This window comes from Achromobacter dolens (assembly GCF_902859745.1).
GTDB classification, from domain to species: domain Bacteria; phylum Pseudomonadota; class Gammaproteobacteria; order Burkholderiales; family Burkholderiaceae_B; genus Achromobacter; species Achromobacter dolens.
Genome location: NZ_CADIJW010000057.1, coordinates 23,054 through 33,091 on the forward strand (window position 1 = coordinate 23,054; position 10,038 = coordinate 33,091).

9 protein-coding genes and 1 pseudogene are annotated in these 10,038 nt (G+C 69.6%); 6 read left to right on the forward strand and 4 right to left on the reverse strand.

Annotation, left to right across the window (positions count from 1 at the left end; genetic code table 11):
- Nucleotides 1–45: 45 nt before the first annotated feature.
- Nucleotides 46–1,128, reverse strand: coding sequence for a site-specific integrase (locus HV783_RS25680; protein WP_175190128.1), 1,083 nt, complete (start codon nt 1,126–1,128; stop codon nt 46–48).
- Between the two features lie 101 nt (nt 1,129–1,229).
- Here HV783_RS25680 and HV783_RS25685 point away from each other — a divergent pair, with 101 nt between their 5' ends.
- Nucleotides 1,230–2,231: a LysR family transcriptional regulator gene (locus tag HV783_RS25685; protein WP_081273664.1), complete on the forward strand. Its 1,002-nt coding sequence runs from the start codon at nt 1,230–1,232 to the stop codon at nt 2,229–2,231.
- On the opposite strand, the gene HV783_RS25690 is transcribed toward HV783_RS25685, so the two are convergent.
- From HV783_RS25690 to HV783_RS25700, 3 genes are all read right to left on the reverse strand, one after another.
- A complete protein-coding gene (locus HV783_RS25690; protein WP_064528510.1) occupies nt 2,147–3,247 on the reverse strand; it encodes an NAD/NADP octopine/nopaline dehydrogenase family protein in 1,101 nt (366 codons plus the stop codon). The genes HV783_RS25685 and HV783_RS25690 overlap by 85 nt on opposite strands.
- A gap of 1 nt (nt 3,248) precedes the next feature.
- Nucleotides 3,249–4,247, reverse strand: a complete 999-nt coding sequence (locus tag HV783_RS25695) for a Bug family tripartite tricarboxylate transporter substrate binding protein (RefSeq protein WP_175190129.1) — start codon at nt 4,245–4,247, stop codon at nt 3,249–3,251.
- Between the two features lie 155 nt (nt 4,248–4,402).
- Nucleotides 4,403–5,335, reverse strand: a complete 933-nt coding sequence (locus tag HV783_RS25700; protein WP_175167835.1) for a 2-hydroxyacid dehydrogenase — start codon at nt 5,333–5,335, stop codon at nt 4,403–4,405.
- Between the two features lie 129 nt (nt 5,336–5,464).
- On the opposite strand from HV783_RS25700, the gene HV783_RS25705 reads away from it, so the two are divergent.
- The 5 genes and pseudogenes from HV783_RS25705 to HV783_RS25725 all read left to right on the forward strand — a co-directional run.
- Nucleotides 5,465–6,367 carry a LysR family transcriptional regulator gene (locus HV783_RS25705; protein ID WP_175190130.1) on the forward strand — a complete coding sequence of 301 codons (903 nt, stop codon included), beginning with the start codon at nt 5,465–5,467 and terminating at the stop codon, nt 6,365–6,367.
- 169 nt (nt 6,368–6,536) lie between these two features.
- Complete coding sequence (locus HV783_RS25710; RefSeq protein WP_175190131.1) at nt 6,537–7,592, forward strand: DNA-binding protein; 1,056 nt, start codon at nt 6,537–6,539, stop codon at nt 7,590–7,592.
- Nucleotides 7,593–7,664: 72 nt separating this feature from the next.
- Nucleotides 7,665–8,771: an AI-2E family transporter YdiK gene (gene ydiK, locus HV783_RS25715; protein WP_175190132.1), complete on the forward strand. Its 1,107-nt coding sequence runs from the start codon at nt 7,665–7,667 to the stop codon at nt 8,769–8,771.
- A gap of 149 nt (nt 8,772–8,920) precedes the next feature.
- Nucleotides 8,921–9,646, forward strand: coding sequence for an RNA pseudouridine synthase (locus tag HV783_RS25720; protein WP_064528504.1), 726 nt, complete (start codon nt 8,921–8,923; stop codon nt 9,644–9,646).
- Nucleotides 9,647–9,856: 210 nt separating this feature from the next.
- A pseudogene (locus HV783_RS25725) lies at nt 9,857–10,038 on the forward strand (hypothetical protein); the annotation flags it as partial.

A 10,038-nucleotide genomic window follows, 5' to 3' on the forward strand; every position in this document is an offset into this window, starting at 1 on the left:
GCGCGCCTCGGGTCTCGCCGGGATCGAGCGGGTGTGGTTGGCGCGCTACGGTGTTTCGTCCCCGGATGGCGTGTCCAGCAGGCGCGCCGCGCGCGAGCGGGGCGCGGCGCCGGCGCGGAAATACCCCATCACGGTGGCCACGCTGGCATGGCCGGTCATGGCCATGGCGTCGCCCAACGGCACGTTCTGGCGGCCGGCTTCGGTCACGAAACCCGAACGCAGGCTGTGGGCCGAGAAATCGCCCTCGATGCCCGCCAGGCGGCAGCGTTCCTGGACGATGGCGCGCACCGCGGCGGCGGCGAGCGGTTCGCCGATCACATCGCCACGGCGGATGCGGCGGAACAGGGCGCCTTGGCGGATGCCGCTGGCGGCCAGCCAGGCGTCCAGGGCCAGCGCCGCCGCGCCGGCGATCGGCTTGCGGTCCTGGGCGCGGTCGGCGCCGGACTGGTTGGTCTTGGAGTGCGAGAGCAAATAGAGGTAATCCTCGCCCACCTTGCGCGTGTTTTCGACGGTCGCCCCGACCACCTCGGACCGCCGCCGGCCGCCGCTGGACCAGGCGAACAGCAGCAACGCCCGGTCGCGCAGGCCGCGCAGGGAGTCGTCGCAGGTGTCCAGCAGGGCCTGCAGCGGTTCGCGCGTCAGGGCGTCCTTGCGCGCCGGCGTCGCGCCCCGGCGGGCATAGGCGCGGCGGGTGCGGGCCAGCAGCTCGCGCACGGCGGCGGCGCGGCAGGGGTTGGGCAGCCCGGCCAGCTCATGGGCCTTGGAGAGCACCGACAGCCGTTGCAACAGCGTGTTCAGGCTGGGCGGCCCGAGCCGGCCCTTGGCCTTGATCCGCACCAACTCGCTGTCCAGCGCCGGCGGCAGCTCCGATGTCAGCCCCTGGGCGCCGGTCCGCTGGGCGTGGTCCACCACGAACTGGATCACCGCCGCCTCGGACAGCGGCAGCGCGAGGGGCCGGCCATAGCGCAGGCCGAACCAGGCCGACCAGTAGCGGATCGCGGCGCGATAGCTGGCGGCCGTATTGGGCGAACTACCCTCGCGCAGCAGGTCGCGCATGGCGGCGTCGGCCTGGCGGTCGAGCGCGCGGGGGTCCAGCAGGGGCAGCGGGGCCGGAGAAGTGGGCAGCATGCGGGGCGGGAAATGACCGGGAGCGGGGAGCCTGGCGTGGCACGGCCCGTGGATACTATCATTCCGCTACTTCGCTACCCGCCCCTGAAGGTGCCGCCCGGATGCACGACTCCACCTATCGCATGATCGCCGCGTTGCGGATGCGCCAGTTCGAATTGCTGACGGTGCTGGCCGACACCGGCAGCATGCGCGCCGCGGGTGAGAAGCTCTGCGTCAGCACCGCCGCCGTCAGCAAGGGCCTGGGGGAAATCGAGACGCTGCTGGGCATCACGGTGTTCGAGCGGCATGGCCGCGGCGTGAGCCTGACGCGGGACGGCGACATCCTGGTGCACCGCGCCCGCCTGTTGCTGTCCGAGGTCGCCAATCTCGCCGATGATCTGCGCGACCGCAAGCTGGGGCACGATGCGGTCCTGCGCATTGGCGCGCCGCCCTTCATCGCCTGGTCGTTGCTGCCCGACGTGCTGCGCGGCATGGCGGACGATGGCGGCTTGCCGCCGGTGCAGATCGTCGAGGGGAGGCTGGACGACACGCAGCGCAAGCTCGAAAGCGGCGAGATCGACGTCCTGCTGACCATGAACACCTCGTCCGAACTGGGCAGCCTCTGTCAGGAGGGGCTGGTGATCCGCCCGGTGGGCCGGGAACAGTGGATTGTGGTGTGCGCCGGCGATCATCCGCTGGCCCTGGCGCCGCGCGAGGCGCCGTGGACCTGGCGCGAGTTGAAGCAGCAGGCCTGGATACTGCCGGCCCGGCCGACGCAGGCCCGGCTGATGATCGAGCAGTTGCTGCTGGACAACAACCTGCCGCCCATCGCGCCCGCCATCGAGTCCATGAACGCCATCACCAACCTCAAACTGGTCGAGCGCCGGCTGGGGCTCAGCCTGCTGGCCCGGCGCACGGTGCAGGAACGCCTGGCGCGCGGCAGCCTGGCGGCGTTGCCGGTCCAGGCGCTGCCCGAGCCGATCCCTATCGTGATGGTGTACCGGACGCCGTGGCACCAGGACGACATCATCGAGCGCTTTCACGATGCCGCGCACGCGCTCCTGCAGGCCGCCAGCAACGCCTCTGCCGACATGCCGTCGGGCAGTACCGAGTCCAGCAGGTAGTTGCGGTCCCGGAACGGCTCCGCGTAGACCGCTTCCAGCAACGTGATGCAGGCGGACAGCAGCGGGCAGTCGACCCCCAGCAGCCGCGCCAGCCGTTCCTGGAACACCAGGCCGAACGGCACGTCCTCCAGCACGTAGCGATGCGCCAGCCGCGCCGGGCCGAGCGGGCCGGCGCCGCGCGCATCGATCGCGCGCGCGATGTCCTCGAGCGGGCCCAGCGGCACGTGGTACGAGCGCGAATAGTGCTGCGCCAGGGTCGGCAGCGTGAACCCCAGGGCTCGGGCCAGCGCCAGCCGCTCCCGGTCCAGCGCCTCTGCCATGTTGGCGACCACCCCCGTGAAGTGGCCGAACAGCGGCCAGGCCTCGCCCCGGTCCATCCGGGTCAGGTTGGGGATCACCTCCGCGGCATGCGCGATCGGATTGATGTTGGCCAGGATGCTGGCCAACAGATTGTCGGCCAGCGCGAACCGGTCGCCGAACAGGGCCTGGCAATCGGCCAGTGCGTCGCGGCCGCCCGCGCGCGGCGCCAGCCAGGCCATGCCGATCTGGCCGCGCGGCGCGTTCAGGTGCAGGCGGCCGTCGGGCAGGAAGTGGGCGGTCGTGAGAGTCGTGCTCCACCCGACCGCGGTGACGTCGGCGCCATGCGCCGCCGCCGTCTGCCGCAGCCACAGCGGCACCAGTGACAGCGCGCCGCTGACGATCAGGGTCTGGCCGTCGCGCCAGTGGGGCGCCGCGTCTTCCAGGACCTGTTGATACTGGGATGCGGGCAGGCAGATGAAGACATGGCTGTAGTCCGACAGGTCGGACAGCCGCGCCAGCCGTTCGACCGCCACGGCGCCTTCCAGCGCGCCGACGCAGTCGAAGCGCGCCCGGCCGGGCTCGGCATGCGGGCGCAGGTGCCGCCCGGTGGGCGACCACATCGCCACCGGCAGGTCGCTGGCCCGCAGATAGGCCGCGGTGGCGCAGCCGATGCCGCCGGCCCCGACGATCGCGATACGGAAATCGTTGCGCCGCATGTCATTTCACCGAAATGTGGCGGTCGCTGATGATCTTGCCCCAGCGCTGGTTTTCACGCGTGGTGTAGTCGCGCAGTTCGGCCGGGCTGGTGCCCATCACGATCACGCCCTGGTGGATCAGCTTCTGCCGCAGGTCGGCGTCGCCGAGCGCCTTGATCAGGGCGCCATGGAGCCGGTCGATCACCGGGGCGGGGGTGCGCGCCGGCACGAACACGGCGAAGGCGGTGGCGATTTCGAAGTCCTTGACGCCGGATTCGGCCACGGTCGGCACCTCGGGCAGCAGCGGCGAGCGCTGATCGCTGGAGACGGCCAGGGGCAGCAGCCGCCCCGAATTCAGGAACGGCAGCGAGACGCCCAGGTCAAGGAAGGCCATGTCGACTTCGCCGCTCATCACCGCCGTGCCGGCGGGACCGCCGCCCTGGTAGGGGATATGGGTCATCTCGATGCCGGTCAGGGCCATCAGTTGTTCGGCCGCCAGGTGGCTGGTGGATCCCTGGCCGCCTGAGGCAAAGGTCAGCCGCCCGGGTCTTTCGCGCGCCAGGGCCAGCAGTTGCGTCAAGGTCTTGACCTTCAGCGCGGGATTGACGGCCAGCACCAGGGGACTGGCGGCCAGCAGCGACACCGGGGCCAGGTCGCGCTCATGCTGGTACGGCAACTGCTTGTACAGGTGCGGGCCGATCACGAAGGTGCTGTTGGTGGCCAGCAGGGCGGTGTAGCCATCGGGCGCGGCGCGCACCGCCTGGGCATGCCCGATCGAGCCATTGGCGCCCGATTTGTTCTCGATCACGATGGGCTGGCCCAAGTCCTTGGCCAGGACGGTGCCTAACTGTCGCGCCAGCAGATCCACCGCGCCCCCGGGCGGCCACGCCACGATCAGGTTGACGGGCCGCTGCGGGTAGGCGGCCGGGGCGGTGGCGGACTGGGCGCTGGCGCCGCCGCCCCACAACAGGCAGAGCGGAAGCAGAATGGTTGCCAGACGGATGCTGCGCGGGGGGATCATGGCCATCTCCAGGGATTGATGGCCACAGTGTAGGAAGGCGGCGCGGGGGCGGCCATCGACAAATGCTCAACGCGCCTTAACGGGACGTTGAGCGCGCGGCTGAACGCGCCCCGAGCGGGCGGCGGCGAGACTGCCCGCCGGGGAGCGCGGCGCCGCTACACCGGGGTGACAGGCCCCCGCCCGAAGAACACGCCCTCCAGGTTAAGCATGAAGATCCCGAACTGGGCTTCGATCGCCTCCGGCGACCAGCCGCCCACGTGCGGAGTCAGCAGCAGGCGGTCCTGGGCGATCAGCGCCGGGGGCGGGGCGGGTTCGCTTTCGTAGACATCCAGCGCCGCCCCGGCGATGCCGCCGCAGGCCAGCGCGGCGGCCAGGGCCTGCGTATCGACGATGCTGCCCCGGCCGACATTGACCAGGTAGCCGCCCGGGCCGAGTTCCCGCAGCACGGCCGCATTCACCATGTGCCGGGTCGCCGCGCCGCCGGGCATGGCGCAGACCAGCACGTCGCACCAGCGCGCCAGCGCCTGCGCGTCGTCGAAGTACTGATAGTCGAATTCCCGCCGCGCGCGGCGGTTGTGGTAGCCGACCTGCATCCTGAAAGCCTGGGCGCGGCTGGCGATGCGTTCGCCCACCGCCCCCAGGCCCAGGATGCCGAGGCGCTTGCCGGACACGTGGGTGGGCAGGGCGATGGCGGTGCGCCAGACGCCCGCGCGGCAAAGCCGGTCCAGGGTACGGAAGTCGCGCATCGCCGCGATCACCATGCCCATGGCATGGTCGGCGACGCATTCGTCGTTGGCGCCGCGCCCGTTGGTCACCCAGATGCCGCGGGCCTTGGCCGCCGTCACGTCGATGTTCTCGTAGCCGGCGCCCATGCTGGCGACGAGCCTGAGGCGGGGCAGCCTTTCCATTTCATCGGCGCGCAGCCCCAGCAGGCCGATGGTCAGCACCGCCTCGAATTCGGCGCCGCGGGTCTGCACGATGCGGGCCCGCTCTTCGGGCGTCAGCGCGAACGTGGGTCGATAGCGCTGCCGCAGGGCCGCCTCTTGCGCGGGGCCCAGCTCGCAGAGCACCAGAACGGAAATGCTCATAGATGTGTTGCTCTCACTGAAACTGCCACGCTTTGCTCCTTGCTGTGCGTGTCGGGGTGCGAATGTAGTGGGCCGCTCAATGAAGAACAATCGCTAAAATCAGGTGAGATTATTCAAAAAAACTAATCAATGGCTTCCGATATCAATTTCAATCTGCTCCGCACCTTTCTCCTGATCGCGGAGACCCAGAGCTTTCGCGGCGCGTCCGAGCAGGTGCATCGTTCGCAGTCGGCGATCAGCGCGCAGATCAAATTGCTCGAGGCGCAGGTCGGCGCCGAGCTGTTCCATCGCACCACGCGCAGTGTCCAGTTGACGGCGGCCGGCAAGCAGTTGCTCGACGCCGCGCGGCGCGGCGTGCGCGAGGTCGAGGCGGGGGTGCGGGAGGTTCGTGAGACACAGGCCTTGCAGGCCGGCCACGTGGCGGTCGCGGCGACGCCGATTGCCGCGGCCGCGCTGCTGCCGCCCGTGCTGGCCCGGTTCGAGACCCTGTACCCCGGCGTGCGGATGTCGGTGCGGGAGCGGCAGTCGGGGGACGTGCAGGCCCAGGTGCTGCAGGGCGAGGCGGATTTCGGTGTGGTCCCCGGTCCGATGGGCGCCGACTGCGATTTCGAACCGCTGGTGACCGAAGAGATCTGCGCGCTGATGGCGCCCCGTCTCTACCCGGATGCGGCGGACCCCATGGCGCTGAAGGACGTCGCCCGCTTGCCCTTGCTGCTGCTCAGCAACGCCACGTCGCTGCGCGTCCTGCTGGACCAGGCGGCGGCGCGGGCGCGCATCCGCCTGACGCCGAAGTACGAGTGCATACAGGCCCACACCCTGATCGCGATGGCCGCGGCCGGGCTGGGCGTGGCCATTCTTCCGCGCCTGGCCTTGCCCGTCAGGCCGCCCAGGGAGCTGCGGATCTGCCGGCTGTCGCCGCCCCTGACGCGCCAGATGGGACTCCTGACCCTGCGTGGGCGCAGGCTGGCGCCCGCCGCCGACAGGCTGGCCGCCCTGGTCCGGGAGAGCGCGGGCAGGGTAGTTGCCCGTTAGGGCGCGCCTGGGCCAGATTTCACCTCTCGCGCGGGGGCCACACCTCCCATGGCGCTGAAAATATAATTTCATACATATGCTGTATGATATCTAACGCGTATATGAAATTACTCACGATAAGATTCCATTATCGTGAGTAAAAACCGCCTTGATCCGGGAAAAACGAGCCATGGCCACGGGAATTACGGAAGGGGATGTCTGGCGTGCCTCCGACGCCTTGCTGCTGGAAGGGGCGCGGCCGACCATCGAACGGGTGCGCCAGAAGATCGGGCGAGGCTCCCCCAATACGGTCAGTCCGCACCTGGAATCCTGGTTCCGTTCGCTGGGGGCCCGCATCCAGGATCCTGGCGCCTTCTCCGCGCCGGCCGCCGTGCCCGAACCAGTGGCCCAGGCGGCCGCGCATTTCTGGGAATCGGCGCTGGCCGCCGCCCGCGCCGAACAGGCCGAGGCCAACCGCCAGCGCTGGGCCGAGCTGCACGAAGAGGGCGAGCGGCTCGATGCGCTCACCGAACAGTTGCGCCAGCGCGAGGCAAACCTGGAGAACCGCGAGCGCGACCTGCAGGAGGGCTTGAAGGTGGCGACCGGGCAACTGGCCGCCACCGAGGAACGCCTGCGGGCGGCCGAGGCGCAGTTGCGCCAGCGCGACGAGGCCCTGGCGATCGAGCAGCGGCAACTGGCGGACGCGCGCAATGCCTTGCTGGCGCACGTGGCCGATGCCGAGCGCGCCCGGGGCGAGCAGGCCGAGGCCCTGGCCGCCGCGCAGGAGCGCCATGCCGCTCACGAGCGCCGCTGGCTCAATGAACTGGACGCCGAGCGCGGCAACGTCAAACGCCTGCAAGCGCGGCTGGATGAACTCCAGGCCGCCCAGCAGCAACAGGCCGAACAGGCGCGCCAGGCGCTGGCTCAGGCGGCCGAGCGCCTGCGCGGCGCGGAATCGGATGCCGCCGACCGGCTGCGGGCGGCCCAGGCCGAGGCGCTGGCCGCGCGCGGCGAGGCCCAGGCGCAGTTGAGCCGGCAACTGGCCGACGTGGCCGTCGCCCAGGAGGCGCTGCAGGCCTCGCGTCGCCGCGAACAGGACCTGACCCAGCGGCTGGCGGCCAGCGACGCCCAGTTGGCGGACCTGCTGGGCCAGTTGCGGACGCGCGATGGGCAGTTGCTGGAGCTGACGCGCCACCTGATCGCCGCCCGGGTGGCGGTGCGGCCCACGCCCGGCGGCGCCAAATAAGGTTGTCGGCGGGGTTTTCGGATAAATTCGTACACGGCCCGATCCTTGCGCGGCCGCTGCCTGGAGCACCGTTTGAACCCGAACTCACGCCCGCCCGCGGACCTTGCCCGCAATCTGCTCGTCATCGTCATCCTGTCGGCCCTGATGATCGGCAGCCTCTACGTGCTGAAACCCTTCCTGTTCGGGCTGATCTGGGCCACCACCATCGTGGTGGCCACCTGGCCGGTGATGCTGGCGGTGCAAAAGCGCTGCGGCGGCCGACGCTGGATGGCGACGGTGGCCATGCTGATCGTGCTGCTGGTGGTGATCGTGCTGCCGCTGTACCAGGCCATCTCGACCCTGGCGCTGCATGGCGGCGCCATCATGACCGCGATCAAGAGTCTGCCCGATTACGCCCTGATGGCGCCGCCGGGCTGGGTGCAGGGCATCCCGCTGGGCGGGCCGCGCATCGCGCAGGAATGGCAGGCGCTGGCCGACGCCGGCGCGGGCGGGCTGCTGGCGCGCCTGGAGCCCTATGTGACCATGGCGGCCAAGTGGCTGCTGAGCAATGCGGCCATCGTTGGCGTGTTTGTCATGCACATGCTGATCACTATCGTCATCGCCGGCATTCTCTATAGCCAGGGCGACGTCGCCGCCAATTTCGTACAGCGCTTCGCTAACCGCCTGGCCGGCCATCGCGGCGTGGCGGCGATCCGCCTGGCGGGGCTGTCGATACGCGCCGTGGCGCTGGGTATCGTGGTGACGGCGGTGGTGCAGTCGGCGCTGGGCGGGCTGGGCCTGTGGATCGCCGGGGTGCCGGCGGCGGGGATCATCACCGCGCTGATGTTGATGCTGTGCCTGGCCCAACTGGGGCCGTTCCTGCCGTTGCTGGGCGGGGTGATCTGGCTGTTCCAGAACGATATGAAAGTGGCCGCGATCCTGCTGCTGGTGTGGGCAGCGCTGGTGACCATGCTCGACAATCTGCTGCGGCCGATGCTGATCAAGCGCGGCGTGAACCTGTCGATGCTGCTGATCCTGGCCGGTGTGCTGGGCGGCATGTTCGCCTTTGGCATCGTCGGTCTGTTCATCGGCCCGGTGATCCTGGCGGTGACCTCGACGTTGCTCAAGGCCTGGGTCGACGAGGTGCCGCCGCCCGAAGCGACCGCGCCTGAGCCGCGGCCGCCTCGGGAAAGGGCGTAACATCTCGGGCCAGACGCTGTCACCGCGTTGGCGCGATGCCTCGCGACGCCGGCCTTTTCCGTTTTTGATGCAGTATCCGAGATGACGACGTACCCGCCGCTTGCTTTCCCTTCCCGTTCCCAGGCCACCCTCCGACAGGCGGGCCGGCCATGAGCGACAGCGTCCGCCTGGCCAAGCGCCTGGCCACCGAAAAATCCTGTTCGCGCGGCGACGCCGAGCGCTATATCGAGGGCGGCTGGGTCGCCGTGGACGGCAAGGTGGTCGAGGAGCCCGGCTATCGCGTCCGGGCGGGCCAGACGGTCAGCCTGCTGCCCGGCGCCCGCCTGGAAGAAATGCGCCCGGTCAGCGTGCTGGTGCACAAGCCGGCCGGCCTGTCGGCCTCGGACCCGGTCGAATCGGCGCTGAACCTGGTCGTGCCAGCCAACCTCATGCCTGGCGACCGGTCTGGGCAACGCTACCTCAAGCGCATGTTCAATGGCCTGAAGCTGGCCACGCCCCTCGAGCGCGCGGCCAGCGGGCTGGTGGTCTATACCCAGGAGTTCGCGGTGGCGCGCAAGTTGCTGGAAGAGGGGCGGCATGTCGAGCAGGAATACATCGCGCAGGTGCGCGGCACGCTCGATGCGGCGGCGCTGGCGCGCCTGCAGCGCGGCCTGGCCTATGAGGGCCGGCCGGCCACGCCGATGAAGGTCAGTTGGCAGAACGAAAGCCATCTGCGCTTTGCGTTGAAGACGCCCGCATTGGGCTTCATCGAGTACGCCTGTGAAAGCGTCGGTCTGCAACTGCAAGCCTTGCGCCGCATCCGCATCGGCCGCCTGCCGATGGCCGGACTGGCGGTGGGGCAGTGGCGCTACCGGCTGGAGTACGAACGCTTCTAGCGGCGCAGGTCAGGATGCCGGAGGCGGAACGCGGGCGGATTCGAGACGGAACTCGCCTGCCGGATGCGCCGTTACGCACTTAAAGTAGATTCTGGAATAAGTTGAAGTGAATTCTGGAATAGGGTGCTTTAGACTTCATCTGGATTCTCGATTTATCATTTAACTTATTGATAAATAAGAATAATAAGACATCATCTAAAAGGATGACATATGCCCGCAAGGCAAGGCGAGGGGCGCGCTCTGAAGGACCCCGCACGGCGCGGCCTGCTCAAGGCCGCCGGCGCGCTGGGCCTGTCCGGTCTGGCGCTGGCGGGGTGTGCAAGCCGGGTGGCCGAGCCGGCCGATAGCGGCGCGGCGGCGCCGTCTTCCGCGCAGCCCGCCGCGGCGCCGCG

Coding starts and splice junctions, on each gene's coding strand:
- HV783_RS25690 (WP_064528510.1), bottom strand. CDS start 3,247: ATGCGGCGCAACGATTTCCGTATCGCGATCGTCGGGGCCGGCGGCATC.
- HV783_RS25705 (WP_175190130.1), top strand. CDS start 5,465: ATGGCTTCCGATATCAATTTCAATCTGCTCCGCACCTTTCTCCTGATC.
- HV783_RS25695 (WP_175190129.1), bottom strand. CDS start 4,247: ATGATCCCCCCGCGCAGCATCCGTCTGGCAACCATTCTGCTTCCGCTC.
- HV783_RS25685 (WP_081273664.1), top strand. CDS start 1,230: ATGCACGACTCCACCTATCGCATGATCGCCGCGTTGCGGATGCGCCAG.
- HV783_RS25720 (WP_064528504.1), top strand. CDS start 8,921: ATGAGCGACAGCGTCCGCCTGGCCAAGCGCCTGGCCACCGAAAAATCC.
- HV783_RS25710 (WP_175190131.1), top strand. CDS start 6,537: ATGGCCACGGGAATTACGGAAGGGGATGTCTGGCGTGCCTCCGACGCC.
- HV783_RS25700 (WP_175167835.1), bottom strand. CDS start 5,335: ATGAGCATTTCCGTTCTGGTGCTCTGCGAGCTGGGCCCCGCGCAAGAG.
- HV783_RS25680 (WP_175190128.1), bottom strand. CDS start 1,128: ATGCTGCCCACTTCTCCGGCCCCGCTGCCCCTGCTGGACCCCCGCGCG.